The following is a 17,202-nucleotide window of genomic DNA, read 5'->3' on the forward strand; positions in this document are numbered from 1 at the left end:
ATCGCTTGCGGAGGGTTCGATGATTCTCGAAGCGATTCTGTGCGGCGCTGTCATCGTCGCGTCATGGAGATGACGACAAGGTCCGCCGCGCGCAGAGATGCGCGCGCACGACCACCTATGTTCGACGCATAATCACTGAAGTGTCTGTTTGAAAAATTCGCTCAGCTCGGGAGCGGTACCCATGCGTCCGGGTCGGACATTTGGGATGATGGCGGAGAAGATGGGATTCGAACCCACGATACCCTCTCGGGTATACTCCCTTAGCAGGGGAGCGCCTTCGACCACTCGGCCACCTCTCCGGTCGAGAGCCTGATAGAGTCATTCGCTGGGGGACGCAAGCGCTTTTTCGGCTTTGCCCCTGAAGAAAAAGCCGGCTTATTTCTAAGCCAGCAATTGCTTCAGATCGGCAGACCCATCGGCGAGGATGGACTTGTCGGGATTTATGCCGAGTTCCAACATCTTCTTGCCGCTGACATAAGCCTTAGCATCATTGATCGCATCAACGGCGATGAACTTACCTGACTTGAAGTACCAGATCGAATGCGCGCCTTCGCGGGCGCCCGGGCGGAGCAGCGTTTCGTCGTAGCCGAGATTGAATCCGGCGATCTGCAGCTTCACGTCATATTGATCGGACCAGAACCAGGGTTTTGGCTCATAGGGCGCATTGCCGCCGGCGATGATAGCGGCAGCCGCGTCGGCCTGGTCGACGGCGTTCTGCACCGATTCGAGGCGGATGCGCCCGCCTTGCCAGGGAAGTGCCGCGCAATCGCCGGCCGCGAAGATCGATGGGTCGGAGGTGCGGGCAAATTCATCGACGACGATGCCGTTCGCGACTTCGAGGCCGGATTCCTTGGCGAGCTGGTCGTTCGGCGTCACGCCGATGCCGACGATGGCGAAATCGATATCGATGATCGAGCCATCGGAGAGCTCAGCGCCGACAAGCTTGCCGTCGCGGCCGATCAGATGCTTGAGGCCAGTCTTTTCGCGAATCTGCACGTCATGCTCTTCATGTATGACGCGCATGATATCCGCGGTCTCCTTGGCGGCGACGCGCTGGAGAATGCGGTCGGCCATTTCGATGACGGTGACTTCAAGGCCCAAATGGCGCGCAACGGCAGCGGCCTCGAGGCCGATATAACCGCCGCCTATAATAAGGACGCGGCGGCCCGGGCGCATTTCGGCAGCCAGAAGATCGGCGTCACGCTTGTCGCGGGCGACATAGACGCCCTCGAGATCACCACCGATCGCCGCCGGCAGGCCGCGCGGCGTGGAGCCCGTCGTCAGCGCCAGCGTGCCGTATTCTATGGTGGACCCATCCTGCAGGACGACGTGCTTCTTGTCGCGCTTGATCTGTTCGACCCATGTGGAGAGGCGAATCTCGACGTCGTTGTCAGTGAACCATTGCTCCGGGCGAAACAGCAGGCGGTCGAAGCTCATTTCGCCGAGCAAATACTTCTTGGTGAGCGGCGGGCGCTGGTAAGGCAGCACGTCCTCGGCGCCAAGAATGGTGATGGGCCTGGTATCCTTGAGCGCACGAAGCTTGGCCGCCATTGCAAAGCCTGCCTGACCCGCGCCGATAATCACCAATCTGTCCGTCACGATATCACTCCCGCATTCACTGTATTGAGCAAAGGCCTATCCCCTGCCCCTTGCGTCGTCAACCGGAGCGGAGCGCCGTCAGGCGATCTCGATCCAGCGGCGCTGGTGATAGGACTCTGCCATGGCGTGAACAGACTTTTCTATCCTAAGACCGTCTTCGAATGTGACGATCACCGACGGCTCACCAGAAATCGCACGAATGCGTTCGCGGCATTCGATGATCTTCAGATCGTTGAAGCCGAGGCCGTGGCCGGGCGCGGGAATGAACCGGCCGACGCCCAATGACTTCATGATATCCTCCCGCTCCGATCATGATTTTGGAATGCTTGGACCATTTTGACAAGACTGGCAAGCGAGCCAAGGAGCAGATGAAAGCCATCAAACACCGGAAATGGCTCGATATTCCCCGAATAAAAAACAAATATGCCGGGGAATGGAAATCATCTATGGTCGGGAAACTGGAATATACGTTTCATTTTCGGATCAGCACATGGACAACGACCCCAAGGCCCCCTCTCGCGTTCCCAGGGATTTTGAGAGCCTGCGCAGCACGATCATCGAGCGCAAGGCGACCATGCCGAAGCGCCTGGCGCAGGTGGCGGCCTTCGCGCTGGCCAATCCCGATGAGATCGCCTTCGGCACGACGGCAAGCATCGCGTCTGCTTCCGAGGTTCAGCCATCGACGCTGGTGCGGCTTGCGCATCACCTGGGATATGAGGGCTTTTCCGACCTGCAGAGCATTTTTCGCGAGCGACTGCGCGACCGGACGCTGACCTACGAAGAGCGGCTGGTGACGCTGGAGCAATCGGGCGGCGAGGACGAGGATGCCAATCTGCTTTCCGGCTTCATTTCGGCCGCCGGCCAATCGATCAACCGGCTGGCCGCGACCGTTCAGTCGGACACTTTCAGCAAGGCCGTGGACATTCTGGCGGCGGCCGACACCATCTATCTGATCGCCAAGCGCCGCTCCTATCCGCTGACAGCGCATATGAGCTACGCCTTCTCCAAGCTCAATATCCGCCACCAGATCGTCGCTTCTCCCAATGGCGTCGACCCCGAGACCGTCCAGTTCGCAACGCCCAAGGATGCGGCGATCGCGGCGAGTTTTTCGCCCTACGCCGCAGAGAGCCTTGGTCAGGCGGAGATGTTGAAGGAGCGCGGCGTACCCGTCGTCGTCATCACTGATTCGGCCTTTTCGCCGCTCGCCACCAGCGCCGCCTGCTGGTTTGAAGTGGCGGAGGCCGACTTTGCCGGCTTCCGTTCGCTTTCGGCCTCGATGGCGCTGACCATGGCGCTGCCGGTTGCGATCGCCGAGCGGCGGCGAAAGCTGGGGCAGCCAAAATCCAAAAAAGCAAAAATGGAATAAACATTCTGAATTGACATTCAAACGGAACCGATGTTTCATTGATCAATATCACCGGCGGACATCCACGCCGGACTGAAAATGATCGGGAGGACATGATGGCACTAACTCAACCGGGCGCGAATCCGGGGCTGTCGCTTGATGTGATCACCATCGGCCGCTCGTCGGTCGATCTCTATGGCCAGCAGATCGGTTCCAAACTCGAGAACATCGCGTCCTTCGCCAAGTCCGTCGGCGGCTGCCCGGCGAATATCGCGATCGGCACGGCGCGCCTCGGCCTGAAGTCGGGCCTGATCACCCGCGTCGGCGACGAACAGATGGGCCGCTTCATTCGCGAGCAATCGGCACGCGAAGGTGTGGCGACCGACGGCATCGTCACCGACAAGGAGCGCCTGACGGCGCTGGTGCTTTTGGCGGTCGAGGCCGAAGGCGTCTCGCCGATGATCTTTTATCGCTCCGACTGCGCCGACATGGCGCTCGAAGAAGGCGATGTCGACGAAGCTTATATCAAGTCCTCGCGCGCGGTGCTGGTTTCGGGAACGCATTTCTCGCGGCCAAACACGGAAGCTGCGCAGCGCAAGGCGATCCGTATCGCCAAGGCCAACGGCCGCAAGGTGATCTTCGACATCGATTATCGCCCGAACCTATGGGGCCTTGCCGGCCACGCGGAAGGGTTCGAACGGTATGTGAAGTCGGACCGCGTATCTTCGAAGATGAAGGAGACGCTGCCGGATTGCGATCTGATCGTCGGTACGGAAGAAGAAATCCTGATTGCATCGGGCGCGGACGACGTGCTTGGCGCGCTGAAGGAGATCCGCCGCCTGTCGCCCGCGACCATCGTCCTGAAGCGCGGCGCCATGGGCTGCATCGTCTATGACGGGCCGATCTCGGACGATCTCGAAGCCGGGATCGTCGGCGAAGGTTTCCCGATCGAGGTGTTCAACGTGCTCGGCGCCGGCGATGCCTTCATGTCCGGTTTCCTGCGTGGATGGCTGAAGGATGAACCGCTGAAGACCTGCGCCACCTGGGCGAACGCCTGCGGTGCCTTCGCGGTCTCCCGCCTGCTCTGCTCTCCTGAGTACCCGACCTGGGCGGAACTTGATTTCTTCCTGAAGAATGGCAGCAAGCATCGGGCGCTGCGCAAGGATGAGGCGATCAACCACATTCACTGGGCCTCGAACCGCAAGGGCGACATCCCGCTTCTGATGGCGCTCGCCATCGATCATCGCTCGCAGCTGACGAGCGTCTGCGACGAACTCGGCGTCGACTACAAGCAGATCGTCGCCTTCAAGCGGCTGGCGGTGGAAGCCGCCGCGCGCGTCGCCGATGGTCGCAGTGGCTACGGGATGCTGATCGACGAGCGCTTCGGACGCGATGCCTTTTTCGACGCGGCGACCAAGAATTTCGCCTGGATCGGGCGGCCGGTCGAGCTGCCCGGCTCGAAGCCGCTGCGTTTCGAGTTCAGCCAGGATATCGGCTCGCAGTTGGTCGAATGGCCGCTCGATCATTGCATCAAGTGCCTGTGCTTCTATCATCCCGACGATCCCGCAGAGCTGAAGAGCGAACAGCAGGAGAAGCTGCGGACGCTATTCGAGGCGGCGCGCAAGGTTGGCCGCGAGCTTTTGGTTGAGATCATCGCCAGCAAGAACGGGCCGCTTACCGACGACACCATCTCGACGGCGATGGAAGAGCTTTATGCGCTCGGCATCAAGCCGGACTGGTGGAAGCTGGAACCGCAGGCATCGAGCGCGGCATGGAAGAAGATCGACGCCGTCATCGCCAAGAATGACCCCTGGTGCCGAGGCATCGTGCTGCTCGGGCTGGAGGCGCCGGCGGACGAGCTGGTGAAGGGTTTCGAGGCGACGCTGGCAGCCCCTTCGGTCAAGGGCTTTGCCGTGGGACGGACGATCTTTTCGGACGCAGCGCGGGCCTGGCTGTCGGGCAAGATCGATGACGAGCAGGCGGTCGCCGACATGGCCGGACGCTTCCGTGAACTGACCGAAGCCTGGTTGAAAACACGCGGGCTAGCTTCTTAATTACGAATAGACTTCTCCCCAGCCCGGTGCATTAGGCGAGGCGTTGGGGAGAGGAAAACGGATACGAGAATTGCGGGAGGAGCCTTATGGGCAAGACTGTACGATTGACGATGGCGCAGGCCGTCACCCACTTTCTGAAGAAGCAGATGACCGTCGTCGACGGCAAGACGGTGCCGATCTTTGGCGGCGTCTGGGCGATCTTCGGCCATGGCAATGTCGCGGGCATCGGGGAAGCGCTCTATCAGGTGCGCGGCGAGCTTAAGACCTATCGCGCGCATAACGAGCAGGGCATGGCACATGCCGCGATCGCCTATGCCAAGGCGAGCTTCCGCCAGCGCTTCATGGCCTGCACGACATCGATCGGCCCCGGCGCGCTCAATATGGTGACTGCGGCGGGTGTGGCGCATGTCAACCGCATTCCCGTGCTCTTCCTCCCAGGCGACGTCTTCGCCAACCGCGCGCCGGATCCGGTGCTGCAGCAGATCGAAGATTTCGGCGACGGCACGGTTTCCGCCAACGACGCCTTTCGCCCGGTCTCGCGCTATTTCGACCGCATTACCCGGCCGGAACAGATCATCTCGGCGCTGAAGCGCGCCATGCAGGTGCTGACCGATCCTTATGATTGCGGTCCGGTGACACTGTCGCTTTGCCAGGATGTTCAGGCGGAGGCCTTCGATTATCCGGAGAGCTTCTTCGAGGAGCGCATCTGGACCACGCGGCGCCCTCGCCCCGATGCGGACGAGTTGGCGAATGCCATCGCGCTGATCCAGAAGTCGGAAAAGCCCGTCATCATCGCCGGCGGCGGTGTGCTCTATTCGCAGGCGACGAAGGAACTGACCGATTTCGCGGACGCGCATGGCATTCCTGTCGTCGTCACGCAGGCGGGCAAGTCGGCGATCGACGAGCGGCATCCGCTGGCGCTCGGTTCGGTCGGCGTGACCGGCACCTCGGCGGCCAACGCGCTTGCCGAGGAGACAGACCTGCTGATTGCTGTCGGCACGCGTTGCCAGGACTTCACCACCGGTTCGTGGGCGCTTTTCAAGAATGAGAAGCTCTCCATCCTCGGCCTCAACATTGCCGCCTACGACGCCGTCAAGCATGATGGGCTTCCCCTGGTGGCGGATGCGCGCGAAGGGTTGAAGGCGATCTCCGAGGGTCTTTCCGGCTGGAAGGCTCCGGCCGCATTGGCCGAGAAGGCCGAGAAGGAGAAGAAGATCTGGATGGAAGCCGCCGCCAAGGCGATGGCGACCACAAACGCCGCACTGCCCTCCGACGCCCAGGTGATCGGCGCGGTCACGCGCACCATCGGCGGCGAGAACGCCATCGCGCTTTGCGCGGCGGGTGGCCTGCCTGGCGAACTCCACAAGCTGTGGCCGGCCACGGCGCCGGGCAGCTACCACATGGAATACGGCTTCTCCTGCATGGGCTACGAGATCGCCGGCGGCCTCGGCGCCAAGATGGCGCATCCCGACAAGGACGTCATCGTCATGGTCGGCGATGGCTCCTACATGATGCTGAATTCGGAACTCGCGACCTCGGTGATGCTGGGCCTGAAGCTCAACATCGTCCTCCTGGACAACCGCGGCTACGGCTGCATCAACCGGCTGCAGATGGGCACAGGTGGCGCCAACTTCAACAATCTGTTGAAGGACTCCTATCACGAGGTGATGCCTGACATCGACTTCCGCGCGCATGCCGAGAGCATGGGAGCGATTGCGGTCAAGGTGTCTTCGATCGCCGAGCTTGAGCAGGCGATCATCGATTCGAAGAAGAACGATCGGACTTCGGTGTTCGTGATCGATACGGATCCGCTGATCACGACGGAGGCCGGCGGGCATTGGTGGGATGTCGCCGTGCCGGAGGTCAGTTCGCGCGAGGAGGTCAACAAGGCGCATGCGGCTTACGTGAAGGCGCGTGCGGCGCAGCGGATTGGGTGACGCTTATTGGACGTTAGAGTGCGGAGCCCCCTCATCCGGCTGCCGCCACCTTCTCCCCGTTGGGGAGAAGAGAATCGTGGTGAGGCGCTCGCTTCATCTTCCCTTCTCCCCAGCGGGGAGAAGGTGGCCCGAAGGGTTCAGATGCAACAAGTTGCACCGGGGATGAGGGGGCCGCGCTCGCTGACATTAGAGAATGACGAGGAGAAACAACAATGAAAGCCAAACTTGGCATGTCGCCCATCGCGTGGTGGAACGACGATCTTCCCGAACTCAGCGACGACGTATCGCTTGAGGAATGCCTGAGCCAATCGCGCGGCGCCGGCTTTACCGGCATGGAACAGGGGCGCCGGTTCCCCAACAATCCGCGCGAGATGCTGCCGATCCTGAAGGCCGCCGACGTGACGCTGTGCGGCGGATGGTTTTCCGGCACGCTCGTTGACGAGGAGCTCGCGGCCAACAAGGATCGCATCCAGCCGATGATCGAGCTCTTCAAGGCCGTCGACGCGCCCTGCATCGTTTACGGCGAGGTCGGCCGCTCGATCCAGGGCGACCGTTCCAAGCCGCTTGCCACCAAGCCGAAACTCTCCGACGACGAGATGAAGGCCTATGCGCGCAAGGTCACGCAGTTTGGCGAATGGTGCGCCGAACAGGGCATGCCGCTCTCCTACCATCACCACATGGCGGCCGTGGTCGAGACCGAGCCGGAACTCGACGCCTTCATGCGCAACTCGGGCGCCGGCATTCCACTGCTGCTCGACGCCGGCCACCTTGCCTTTGCCGGCGGAGACGTGCTGCGCGCCATCGACAATCACCACGCCCGCATCAACCACGTCCATGTCAAGGACATCCGCAAGTCGGTGGTCGACGGTCTCGATCGCAGCAAACAGTCCTTCCTCGACGCCGTGGCGCTCGGCGCCTTCACGGTGCCGGGCGACGGATCGCTAGATTTCGAGGCGATCGTGAAGCGGTTTGCGGATTACGGCTATGAGGGCTGGTTCGTCGTCGAGGCCGAACAGGACCCGCGCAAGGCGCCGCCGCAGAAGATGGCGGAGATCGGTCACGCCGAACTGATGCGGGTGATGACGGCTGCCGGATATACGGTGGAGACGGAAGGGTTTCCGAAGGGGTAGTCGTACGCGAGAAAGGTGGGTGAGATACCCCCCTCTGCCCTGCCGGGCATCTCCCCCACAGGTGGGGAGATTGGCTGGGCGCAGCCGCTCGCTCTACCTTCATTGTTTGGCGTAAACCTCACCGCATGTCGATCTCCCCCCTTGTGGGGGAGATGTCCGGCAGGACAGAGGGGGGCGCCACACCCACGAATGTTCACGAGGAGAAACAAATGCCAAACCTCAAAGTCAAACCAACAGGCACGCACGGCCGCGTCACCCATGTGACGCCCGAGAGCGCCGGCTGGACCTATGTCGGCTTCGACATGCATCGGCTGAAGGCGGGGGAGACCGTGTCCGGCGAGACCGGTGAGCGCGAAGTCTGCCTCGTCTGGGTGAGCGGCAAGGGCAAGGCCAGCGCCGGCACGCGTGACTTCGGCACGCTCGGCGAGCGGATGAGCCCGTTCGATGGGGCGCCGCATGCGCTTTATATCCCGATGGAATCGGCATGGTCGGTGACGGCGGAGACCGATCTGGAGTTGGCGGTCTGCTCGGCGCCGGGCGGTGGCGCATACGAGGCGAAGGCGATTCCGCCGGGCACGCATCCGGCGCTGACGCGCGGCAAGGGTACCAATGTGCGCTACGTCAACAACATCATGCCTGAGGATGACGCGTCGGCCTATTCGCTGCTCGTTGTCGAAGTGATCACGCCGGGCGGGCATACCTCTTCCTACCCGCCGCACAAGCACGACCAGGACAACCTGCCGAACGAGAGCTTCCTCGAGGAGACCTATTATCACCGCCTGAACCCGCCGCAGGGCTTTGGCTTCCAGCGCGTCTATACAGACGATCGGTCGCTCGACGAGGCGATGGTGCTCGAGGATGGCGATGTGACGCTGGTGCCGAAAGGCTATCACCCCTGCGCTGCCACGCACGGCTACGATCTCTACTATCTCAACGTGATGGCCGGCCCGAAGCGCGTCTGGAAGTTCTACAACGCGCCGGAGCATGAGTGGCTGCTCAAGGCCTGAGACCGGAAATGTGACAACAAAAGCCGCGCCTCGACAGCGCGGCTTTTTCGTTTCAGCCACCCGGCATCAGATATCGAGCACCAGCTGCGGCAGGCCGTTCGAGGTCTTGCGCGGGGAAACGCCGTTCTCGTCGACCTGCGCGTTGACCCTCTGGCGAAAGGCCGAGAAGCTCTCGAAGGTGACGACATCGACGGGTTCGTCGAAATGAAGCGTCAGCTTGTGCAGGCCGCCGGATTGTTCACCAAGTGCCAGGATCTTGCCGATGAACGGCTGGTTGAGATAGCGACCGCTTACCCGCGCGCCGACGGTGAGTGCTGCAAGCGGCGGCGTATTGGGCCTGCTTGCCAGCGCCGACAGCGTATTCCAGTCGCGGACGCCGTGCTGGCTGGCGATCAGCTCCAGAGCCGCGCTATGCGATATCGGCGTGCCGCTGGATGCCATGGCGCCACGTAATCGCTTTGCCTGGGCCTTCAGATCGTCGATCGAAGGATATTTCATGGTTCAGCCTTTCAAAAAGGCATGCTGTTCGAAGCAGTTGGGAGCTCGCATTGCCACCAGTCAGCATGCACAAAGGGCTGTGACCGTTCATTGCAGGAGATCTTCACCATGGATTTTCATCCGCGAGCGGCAGGCGTCTCTAACCGGTTTTCGGTATGAGGCAGGGAGGCGCATCTGTCAAGCTGCGTAAATTTCCGGCAAAACTGACGAATATTGCCTAAAAATGGGACTTCTGAGCGCCGCAATCTACATAAGCATCTAGTTTTAAAGATCTTTTTCAGAACTATTCAGCACACTTGCCCTAGATTGAAACCAGACAACCAGCGGAGGCGACCATGGCCTTTCAGATGCACCTCGATACTGCACATCCCGAACCGGAGCAGGCTTACCGGGAATTCGCGCTCGATCGCCCCGGCAAGATCATTTTCGTCGGCCATCACCTCAGCACCGCTACCCAACTCCGCTGCCTGATCCGCAGCATCACGCTCGCCGGCGCGACGCTGGAAGTGAATGCGTCGATCGAAATGCCGAACCATTTCTTCCTCGAAATTCTCGGCATCCAGGATGAAATCGGCGCGACGCTGGTGAAGCGCGAGGGCGACCTTGCGACGATCAGCTTCAACATGCTGATCAATCCGGAATTCCTGCACCACGTGCTGCGCCTGAGCTTCGAAAACTAGGGCTCGACATGTCGCAGAAAAAGAGCGGGCTTGCGCCCGCTCCGGCTTCGCCTGATATCGTCAGGCCGCCAAACGCCGCTCGATCTGGTCGATCGGCAGGTTCGTGTAATCCTTGGGAATTTCGGCCGAGATAATGGCCTGCGCCTCGACGCTGAGGTTGGAACGAAGCGTTCCGAGCGCGCGCGGCGGCGCTACCAACACGATGTTGGTCGCATCCTTCTCGATGATCAGGTCGTCCAGCTTGAATGCGATCTGCTTCAGGAATTCGGCCTCGGCCTGATCATGCCAATCGAGCTCCTCGACCGCGCTGCCCCGACCATCCGCGCTATGGGCCCGGCCGGGCTTATCGGTGCCGATTTCGCGATCGGGTTCGTTCGGTTGCGCCAGGGTTTCCCTGACCTTGAGATCGACGCCGCTAACGTCGCCGTCATTCTGCATAATCAGAGCCTTGCCTCCGTCGCATACCACAACCCAGGAATTTCGCGGCACTCTGATGTCAGCCATATCAGTCTCCTTGATCTTTTTTGCTGAGTGCGGATCCCGCACTCGGGAGCACAAATCTGTGCTCGTGAACAAGAAGCAAACGCCCGGGGTCGTAAAGAGTTCAACGATTTGTGGAATTCGCGCGATAGGCAATCCAATCCGTGTAGAGCACGTACAGAGAGGCAAACGTCAGGACAGGATCATGAAAACAGCTCTCGTCGCCTATGCCGGTTCATTTGGTACGCTGCTCGTGTTGGATGCCATATGGCTCGGCCTCGTCGCCCGGACATTCTATCGCGATCAACTGGGCGATCTGATGCTGCCGTCACCGAATTTCGGCATCGCCGCGATCTTCTATCTTTTCTTCGCCGTAGCCGTGGTGGTTCTTGCCGTGCTTCCGGCAATCGCGTCTGGGTCGCTATGGACCGCCGTCATTTACGGCCTGATACTGGGGCTTGCCGCCTACGGCACCTACGACGTGACGAACCTCGCCACGCTGAAGAACTGGCCGCCGCTGATGAGCATCGTCGATCTCGCCTGGGGCGGCTTCGTCACAGCCATGACGGCCGCCGGTGGATTTTTTGCCGTCCGAGCTTTCAGTTAAATTCTCATTCACTAAAATTGTAGTGACTTCGTTGATGATTGCGCAAAGCATTCATGTGACGCTCCATTGGAAAGACTAGGATTTTCCTGATTTTAGGAGTGTGCCTGCGATGTCGATGCTCAACAACACGCACCTCACGACGGTGAAATCGGAGATTTACGAGACCCGATGGGAGCAGTTCAACGTGCGGCGCCCGGCCCGCATTGTCGCGGTGCGCCCCTGCCTGACGGGTGTCTCGATGCGCAGCGCCGAGATCATCGACATCTCGCGCGGCGGCGCCACGCTTCTTGTCGCTTCGGCGACCGGTCTTCCCAAGCACTACTATCTCAACATTCTCGGGCTCGCCTACCGCATTGGCTGCGCCGAGGTATCACGGCGCAATGAGCGCCTGCATGTGCGCTTCATCAACACGATCGAGCCCGAGGTATTACGCCGCGTCGTGCGTGCCGACTTCATGATCGGCAATATGGAAGCGATCAGCGCGAGCCGCACGATCAGCATGTAAATAGGCTTCCCAGGGGAATAATCGTCCTTGCCATGGCACCATCAGCGCCTATTGTTGGCGCGATTTTCATAGCCTTGGGAAATGCCCTTAAAATGTCTGCCTTCTCGCGCTTCACACCGCTTGTCAGCGCCCTGCCCTCCACCGTTCCCTTTGTCGGCCCTGAGGCCATCGAGCGTCAACGCGGCCTCGCCGTCAAGGCGCGCATCGGCGCCAACGAAAACGGCTTCGGCCCCGCCCCATCAGTGCTGACGGCAATGCGCGAGGCGGGCGCTGATATCTGGAAGTACAGCGACCCCGAGAACCACGACCTGAAGGAAGCGCTTGCCGCCCATCTCGGCACGACGCCGGCCAATATCGCCATCGGCGGCGGCATCGACGAGTTGCTCGGGCAGATCGTGCGCATGGTGATCGAACCCGGTGCGCCCGTCGTCACGTCGCTCGGCGGCTATCCGACCTTCAACTTCCATGTCGCGGGCTTCGGCGGCCGGCTGGTCACCGTTCCCTATGTGAACGATCGGGAAGATCTCGACGGATTGCTGGATGCGGTGAAGCGCGAAAATCCGCCGCTCATTTACTTCGCCAATCCAGATAATCCGATGGGTAGCTGGTGGGATGCCGACCGCGTGGTCGCTTTCGCCCGCGCGATCCCCGAGACAACACTGCTGATCCTCGACGAGGCCTATAGCGAGACGGGTCCAGCCAGCGCGCTGCCGTCGATCGCATCGCTGATCGATTTGCCCAACGTGATCAGGACGCGCACCTTCTCGAAGGCCTATGGCCTTGCCGGCGCGCGCGTGGGGTACGCGATCTCGACGCCGGGGACCGCGCTCGCCTTCGACAAGATCCGCAACCATTTCGGCATGAACCGGATGGCTATCGCCGGCGCAATCGCCGCGCTGAAGGATCAGGCCTATCTCTCGGAGGTGATTGCCAAGATCCACGCCGCGCGCGAGCGGATTGCCGGTATCGCCGATACCAACGGCCTGCAGGCGCTGCCGTCGGCAACCAACTTCGTCGCCGTCGACGCCGGCCGCGACGGCACCTATGCGCGGGCGATCGTCGACGGGCTGATGCAGCATGGCGTGTTTATCCGCATGCCGGGGGTCGCTCCGCTCAACCGCTGCATTCGCGTCAGCGTCGGCCCTGCCGCCGATATGGATCTATTCGAGGCGGCACTGCCTCAGGTTCTGAAGTCGATCGGCTGATCAAACGACAAGAACCGCGCCGGCCTTGTTCCTGCCGGTCGCGGTTCGATATGTCGACGCAGGCGCAAGGCGCCTCGCCATCCCCTCTTCGAGGTTATTGTTTTTATTGAATTGTCGGCACTGACAGTTGCTTAGTGAACCGTCATCCATTCGCGAGCCGCGCGCAGCGCCTCGACAAGCTGCATCTTGTCCATCGTGGCCGCGAGATCGGCGCGCAGTTCGGCGGCGCGATCGTGGCCCTTGATGGCGGCGATGTTCAGCCATTTGTGGGCCGCAACGAGGTCAACGGAGCATCCGCGACCTGTCGCGTACATCAGACCCATTTCGCAGAAGACGTCGGCGTTGTTTTCGCCACCCATGGTGGCCGTTTCAGCATTATGCATTTCAAAGCGTGCCATCGGTTTTATCCCTGTTTAGCCTGTTATCGACTTACCCTGTTTTACCTCGGAGCCTTGCCGTCTAACGCGGCGTTCGGTCTCTTCGGTTCGGCGGGTTTGCCCCGCTCGTTTGATGGGTTCAATATGCAGCAAGCCCTTCAAAAAACGCCTAAAATGCATGATTAATTTGAGACAAACAAAGTGCAAACGCTTGGTAAAATTGGGTTTTTGTTAAACATCGGATCGCCTGCTCATTAAGGGTTCCGGCATTTGTTTAAGGAAAAATTCAGAATTGAAAATCAACCCTTCGTTCACCACGAAATCAGCGGCGAAATGAAAACACACGGAAATTCGTCTTCGCGAACGGGCACTTTCAGGCATGCCGGAACCACGAATATTTACCTTTACGTTCGCGTAAGCTATCGTCCGCAACCTCAGGACATCAGGGAGGAATAAGATGATCCGCAGTCTCATTCTGGCGAGCGCATTGGCGCTCTCCGCAACGCTTGCGCATGCCGAGGAGCCGATCGCAGGCAATTGGAAGACGGTGGCGGGCGATACCGCCGTAATCGCATCCTGCGGCGGCAGCTACTGCATCACGCTGAAGACGGGCAAATATGCCGGGCGCAAGATCGGCACGCTGACGGGCAAGGACGGCACCTATAATGGCGAGATCACCGATCCGAGCAACGACAAGACCTATAGCGGCTCGGGCACGGTCTCCGGCAATTCGCTGAAGATGAAGGGCTGCGTGCTGGCCGTGCTCTGCAAGTCGCAGACCTGGACACGTCTCTAACCGAGTATCCGGTGCGCCCGGCCCATCGGGCGCATCTCCTCCGTCCTTCCCGCCCATGCTTGTTTCATGAACGGCGGATGAATTCCGATCTCAGCATCGGTTCAGCCTGACCATGGCAAAACGGTGTCATTCTAAAGTGCACTGCGTCGCAAGCAGCACCCGGCGCACACATGACATTCGGAACATGGCACATGGGCAAGGATACGGAAGTGCTTATCATGGCAAGACGCTTCACCATCATCACGCTGTTCGCGGCGATCTTCGCCGTCTCGTTTTCGGCGGCCGTCAACCGCAATGCCGGCGGCGGCGCGCAGTCGCATTTCGGCGCGAACTATACCTGCGTCGACAGAACCAACCCGATCTGCACCAGCGTCAACTGACGCCACCACGGCCGGCAACCGCCGACCCCGGCTGCCGGTCATCCTGGTCATTCAGCACATGTCATGCTGGTCATGAACGCGTCGTTTGCTTGTTAAGAACGACGTACTATAATGCCTCATGAGCAACCGAATCTCTCCTTCTGCCCCCCTCGACGTCTCGTCTCCGAGCCCCTTCAAGCCGCAAAGTTTCGACGATCCCATCAAGGCCGTCGAAGCGCTGACAGAGCTTTACGAGCGCAACACGACCTTCCTGATCGAGCACTTCAAGGAACTGGCGCAGGGCGCGCCGATCACCTCGCGCTACCGGGCGTTTTATCCGCAGGTCAGCATCGAGACGACAAGCTTCGGCCATATCGACACGCGCCTCTCCTATGGCCATGTCACGGCACCGGGCATCTACACGACGACGATCACCCGTCCCTCGCTCTTCCGGCACTATCTGAAGGAGCAGCTTGGGCACCTGATGCGCAATCACAATGTGCCCGTCGTCGTGTCCGAATCGACCACGCCTATCCCGCTGCATTTCGCCTTTGGCGAAGGCGCGCATGTCGAGGCATCCGCGTCGGCCTTCGTCGATGTCCCGATGCGCGATCTTTTCGATACGCCCGACCTCAACACCACCGATGACGAGATCGCCAACGGCGAATATATCCCGCCGCCGGGTGAGCCCTCGCCGCTTGCGCCTTTCACGGCGCAGCGCATCGACTATTCGCTGGCGCGCCTCTCGCACTATACGGCCACTGGCGCGCAGCACTTCCAGAATTTCGTGCTGTTCACGAACTACCAGTTCTACATCGACGAATTCTGCGCTTGGGCGCGCAAGCTGATGGCCGATGGCGGCGACGGCTACACCTGCTTCGTCGAACCCGGCAACATCGTCACCCATGCCGGTTCCAGCGCGCCGGAGACGGACGCGACGCTGTCGCGGCTGCCGCAGATGCCGGCCTACCACCTGAAGAAGAAGGGCCATGCCGGGATCACCATGATCAATATCGGCGTCGGCCCCTCCAACGCCAAGACGATCACCGACCATGTGGCGGTGCTGCGCCCGCATGCCTGGCTGATGCTCGGCCATTGCGCCGGCCTGCGCAACAGTCAGCGATTGGGCGACTACGTGCTGGCGCATGCCTATATGCGCGAGGATCACGTTCTCGACGACGACCTGCCGGTCTGGGTGCCGATCCCCGCGCTCGCCGAAGTGCAGGTTGCGCTGGAGGCCGCCGTGGCCGAGATTACCGGCTACGAGGGCTTCGAGCTCAAGCGCATCATGCGCACCGGCACCGTCGGCACGATCGACAATCGCAACTGGGAACTGCGCGACCAGCGCGGACCGGTAAAGCGACTGTCACAGGCCCGCGCCATCGCGCTCGACATGGAATCGGCCACCATCGCCGCCAACGGTTTCCGCTTCCGCGTTCCTTACGGCACGCTGCTTTGCGTCTCCGACAAGCCGCTGCATGGCGAACTGAAGCTACCGGGCATGGCCACGGCCTTCTATCGCACGCAGGTCAACCAGCATCTGCAGATCGGCATCCGCGCCGTGCAGAAGCTTGCGGCCATGCCGCCCGAGACGCTGCATTCACGCAAGCTCAGAAGCTTCTTCGAGACGGCCTTCCAATAGGCCGCCTCGCTTGCCTCACGAGGCGCGACGACGACCGAACGGCAAGGAGATTGCCGTTCCCGTGAGCGCGGAAACAATAATCAGCAAATGGGCATTGATGCTTGCACGGGCGAGCGCCGCGATATCCGCGGCATTGCTCGATGCGCCGAAGGCAACGGCGCCCGCCGTGATGCCCGCCGGATAGGTACCGACACCGCCAGGGGCATGCATCGGCAGCACCGACGACAGCTCGCCGCCAAGTGCGCCGCCGAAGCTCGCAGCCGCCGGCACCACGCCCATTAGCCGCAGCGCCCAGGCAAGCACTAGCACTTTCACCAGCCAGTTGATGACGGTCATCGCCCAGGCACGCGCGAAGGCCAAAGCATTTGCGGGCAGACCGTTTTCGATCTCGGCGACGAAGTGCTGCAGTTTCCTTGGCAGGAGCTTCGCGGCAAGGCGCACCAGCGGTTTGCGCGCCGCGAACGCTGCGACGGGCAGCAGCAGGAACGCCACCCACAGCAGCCACGTAATCAGTTTGTGCGACGACGCGATAGCGAAACCGATCCCTGCGGCTGCAAAGAGCGCATGAAGATCGAGAAGCCGCATGACGAGCAGCGCCGCCGTTCCGCGCGCAAGCGGAATGCCGAATTCGGTGCGCATCAAGAGCGGAAAGCTGGTTTCGCCGGTTCGAAACGGCAGCATGATATTCAAGAGATTATGAACCTGCGTGACACGAAAAAGCGCAGGGAAGCGGCCGCTGGTTTCGCGCGGGAAGTAATCGTAGATGCGCCAGGTGCGCAGGAAATAGGTGCTGGTCAAAAGCGCCAGGGCTGCGATGATCGTCAGCGCGCCGACCTCGGCCCACTGCCGCAGAATGGTCGACCAGCCCCAGAACCACTCGATGAAGGCGGCATAGACTATGACAATTATGACTGTGAACAGCAGCATTCGATTGCGTGCGAACCAGGATTGTCGGCTGGCAACCACCGGAGACTTCATGTA

General features: G+C 60.9%; 17 protein-coding genes, 1 tRNA gene and 1 pseudogene. 12 read left to right on the top strand and 7 right to left on the bottom strand.

The window, feature by feature from the left end; all coding sequences use genetic code 11:
• Positions 1-209: 209 nt before the first annotated feature.
• The 3 genes and pseudogenes from ACODTZ_RS14415 to ACODTZ_RS14425 form a co-directional block, all read right to left on the bottom strand.
• Positions 210-299: transfer RNA gene (locus ACODTZ_RS14415), tRNA-Ser, on the bottom strand.
• Between the two features lie 82 nt (positions 300-381).
• A complete protein-coding gene (locus ACODTZ_RS14420) occupies positions 382-1,599 on the bottom strand; it encodes an NAD(P)/FAD-dependent oxidoreductase (RefSeq protein ID WP_489026497.1) in 1,218 nt (405 codons plus the stop codon).
• A gap of 78 nt (positions 1,600-1,677) precedes the next feature.
• A pseudogene (locus tag ACODTZ_RS14425) lies at positions 1,678-1,869 on the bottom strand (Gfo/Idh/MocA family protein); the annotation flags it as partial.
• 220 nt (positions 1,870-2,089) lie between these two features.
• Here ACODTZ_RS14425 and ACODTZ_RS14430 point away from each other — a divergent pair.
• The 5 genes from ACODTZ_RS14430 (at position 2,090) to iolB (ending at position 9,072) form a co-directional block, all read left to right on the top strand.
• The gene (locus ACODTZ_RS14430; protein ID WP_047513501.1) at positions 2,090-2,965 is read left to right on the top strand and encodes a MurR/RpiR family transcriptional regulator; all 876 of its coding nucleotides are present in this window, start codon (positions 2,090-2,092) and stop codon (positions 2,963-2,965) included.
• 95 nt (positions 2,966-3,060) lie between these two features.
• Complete coding sequence (locus ACODTZ_RS14435) at positions 3,061-4,998, top strand: bifunctional 5-dehydro-2-deoxygluconokinase/5-dehydro-2-deoxyphosphogluconate aldolase (RefSeq protein ID WP_489026499.1); 1,938 nt, start codon at positions 3,061-3,063, stop codon at positions 4,996-4,998.
• A gap of 86 nt (positions 4,999-5,084) precedes the next feature.
• Positions 5,085-6,935 (top strand): 3D-(3,5/4)-trihydroxycyclohexane-1,2-dione acylhydrolase (decyclizing), encoded by a 1,851-nt coding sequence (gene iolD / locus ACODTZ_RS14440; RefSeq protein ID WP_489026501.1) that lies wholly within the window; start codon positions 5,085-5,087, stop codon positions 6,933-6,935.
• A 212-nt stretch (positions 6,936-7,147) separates the two neighbouring features.
• Complete coding sequence (iolE, locus tag ACODTZ_RS14445; protein WP_489026502.1) at positions 7,148-8,065, top strand: myo-inosose-2 dehydratase; 918 nt, start codon at positions 7,148-7,150, stop codon at positions 8,063-8,065.
• Between the two features lie 209 nt (positions 8,066-8,274).
• The gene (gene iolB, locus ACODTZ_RS14450) at positions 8,275-9,072 is read left to right on the top strand and encodes a 5-deoxy-glucuronate isomerase (protein WP_111561063.1); all 798 of its coding nucleotides are present in this window, start codon (positions 8,275-8,277) and stop codon (positions 9,070-9,072) included.
• 66 nt (positions 9,073-9,138) lie between these two features.
• Here iolB and ACODTZ_RS14455 read toward each other — a convergent pair whose 3' ends face one another.
• Positions 9,139-9,570 (bottom strand): glyoxalase superfamily protein, encoded by a 432-nt coding sequence (locus ACODTZ_RS14455; RefSeq protein WP_489026504.1) that lies wholly within the window; start codon positions 9,568-9,570, stop codon positions 9,139-9,141.
• Between the two features lie 347 nt (positions 9,571-9,917).
• Here ACODTZ_RS14455 and ACODTZ_RS14460 point away from each other — a divergent pair, with 347 nt between their 5' ends.
• Entirely contained in the window at positions 9,918-10,250 is a 333-nt protein-coding gene (locus ACODTZ_RS14460) for a hypothetical protein (RefSeq protein ID WP_026283067.1), read from the top strand.
• 60 nt (positions 10,251-10,310) lie between these two features.
• Here ACODTZ_RS14460 and ACODTZ_RS14465 read toward each other — a convergent pair whose 3' ends face one another.
• The gene (locus ACODTZ_RS14465; protein ID WP_018898832.1) at positions 10,311-10,754 is read right to left on the bottom strand and encodes a baeRF12 domain-containing protein; all 444 of its coding nucleotides are present in this window, start codon (positions 10,752-10,754) and stop codon (positions 10,311-10,313) included.
• Positions 10,755-10,935: 181 nt separating this feature from the next.
• On the opposite strand from ACODTZ_RS14465, the gene ACODTZ_RS14470 reads away from it, so the two are divergent.
• From ACODTZ_RS14470 to ACODTZ_RS14480, 3 genes are all read left to right on the top strand, one after another.
• Complete coding sequence (locus ACODTZ_RS14470; protein WP_209233066.1) at positions 10,936-11,337, top strand: DUF2177 family protein; 402 nt, start codon at positions 10,936-10,938, stop codon at positions 11,335-11,337.
• Between the two features lie 109 nt (positions 11,338-11,446).
• Positions 11,447-11,842, top strand: a complete 396-nt coding sequence (locus tag ACODTZ_RS14475; RefSeq protein WP_018898834.1) for a hypothetical protein — start codon at positions 11,447-11,449, stop codon at positions 11,840-11,842.
• Between the two features lie 92 nt (positions 11,843-11,934).
• A complete protein-coding gene (locus ACODTZ_RS14480; RefSeq protein WP_489026507.1) occupies positions 11,935-13,047 on the top strand; it encodes a pyridoxal phosphate-dependent aminotransferase in 1,113 nt (370 codons plus the stop codon).
• Positions 13,048-13,178: 131 nt separating this feature from the next.
• Here the strand turns inward: ACODTZ_RS14480 and ACODTZ_RS14485 are convergent, their stop codons facing one another.
• Positions 13,179-13,445 (bottom strand): SEL1-like repeat protein, encoded by a 267-nt coding sequence (locus ACODTZ_RS14485; RefSeq protein ID WP_018898836.1) that lies wholly within the window; start codon positions 13,443-13,445, stop codon positions 13,179-13,181.
• A 436-nt stretch (positions 13,446-13,881) separates the two neighbouring features.
• Here ACODTZ_RS14485 and ACODTZ_RS14490 point away from each other — a divergent pair, with 436 nt between their 5' ends.
• The 3 genes from ACODTZ_RS14490 to amn all read left to right on the top strand — a co-directional run bounded on the left by ACODTZ_RS14490 (position 13,882) and on the right by amn (position 16,221).
• On the top strand, positions 13,882-14,220 hold the full coding sequence (locus ACODTZ_RS14490; RefSeq protein ID WP_047513524.1) for a DUF2147 domain-containing protein: 339 nt from the start codon (positions 13,882-13,884) through the stop codon (positions 14,218-14,220).
• 170 nt (positions 14,221-14,390) lie between these two features.
• Entirely contained in the window at positions 14,391-14,600 is a 210-nt protein-coding gene (locus ACODTZ_RS14495) for a hypothetical protein (RefSeq protein WP_247750131.1), read from the top strand.
• A gap of 118 nt (positions 14,601-14,718) precedes the next feature.
• A complete protein-coding gene (gene amn / locus ACODTZ_RS14500; protein WP_489026510.1) occupies positions 14,719-16,221 on the top strand; it encodes an AMP nucleosidase in 1,503 nt (500 codons plus the stop codon).
• A gap of 15 nt (positions 16,222-16,236) precedes the next feature.
• On the opposite strand, the gene ACODTZ_RS14505 is transcribed toward amn, so the two are convergent.
• The gene (locus tag ACODTZ_RS14505; protein ID WP_489026511.1) at positions 16,237-17,199 is read right to left on the bottom strand and encodes a lysylphosphatidylglycerol synthase transmembrane domain-containing protein; all 963 of its coding nucleotides are present in this window, start codon (positions 17,197-17,199) and stop codon (positions 16,237-16,239) included.
• Between the last annotated feature and the right edge of the window lie 3 nt (positions 17,200-17,202).

The organism is Rhizobium sp. FG113 (assembly GCF_057809895.1).